Annotated in this window: 2 protein-coding genes; both read right to left on the reverse strand. The window is 61.9% G+C overall.

What is annotated here, in order from left to right; translation table 11 throughout:
• Positions 1 to 527: cbb3-type cytochrome c oxidase N-terminal domain-containing protein (locus tag FLO80_RS23600; RefSeq protein WP_276579921.1), on the reverse strand; the 527-nt coding region annotated here is incomplete at its 3' end.
• Positions 524 to 709: a CcoQ/FixQ family Cbb3-type cytochrome c oxidase assembly chaperone gene (locus FLO80_RS23605; protein ID WP_003087314.1), complete on the reverse strand. Its 186-nt coding sequence runs from the start codon at positions 707 to 709 to the stop codon at positions 524 to 526. The genes FLO80_RS23605 and FLO80_RS23600, both read right to left, overlap by 4 nt.
• Positions 710 to 805: the final 96 nt, after the last annotated feature.

Genomic DNA, 805 nt, shown 5'->3' on the forward strand with positions numbered 1-805 from the left:
CAGCGCCAGTCGGCGTCGGTCAGGTTGGGGAAGCCGTAGGCGCCCTTGGCGTCGGAGCCGTGGCAGATCGAGCAGTTGGAGGCGAACAGGCGACCGCCCATTTTCACCGCCTGCGGATCCTTGGCGACTTCCTCGATGGGCATCGCGGCGAACTTGGCGAAGATCGGGCCGTATTTCTCGTCGGCCTTGGCCATTTCCTTTTCCCACTGGTGGACGCCGGTCCAGCCTTTTTCCTTGTCGGCGAATTCGTCGGCGGACTGGTAGCCCGGCATCAGGCCTTTCCAGGTGCCCAGGCCCGGGTACAGGGCCAGGTACCCCACGGCGAACACCAGGGTGCCGACGAACAGCATGAACCACCACTTCGGCAGCGGGTTGTCGTACTCCTCGATGCCGTCGTAGGAGTGGCCCACGGTCTCGTCGGTGGTGCTGCTGCGCTGGCCCTTGCGGGTGGCGAAGATCAGCCAGGTCAGCGCCAGCAGGGTGCCGAGGGTGAGAGCTGTAATGTACAGACTCCAGAAGGTCGTCATTCTTTGTTACTCCTAGAAGCTTGCTCGACGTGCTTTTTGGCTTCGGGATCGTCTGCGAAGGGCAGCATCGTCGCTTCGTCGAAGCTCTTCTTGCGTTTGCCGCTGTAGGCCCAGATCACCAGACCGATGAAGGCGACCATGATCAGCARCGTGCCGAGTCCTCGCAGCGTCCCGATATCCATTGCCGTCACCGTTTGTTCTTGATCGAGGTGCCGAGCACCTGCAGGTAGGCGACCACGGCATCCATTTCGGTCTTGCCTTTCAGCGAGTCCTTGGCG

This window comes from Aquicoccus porphyridii (assembly GCF_008369105.1).
GTDB lineage: Bacteria > Pseudomonadota > Alphaproteobacteria > Rhodobacterales > Rhodobacteraceae > Aquicoccus > Aquicoccus porphyridii.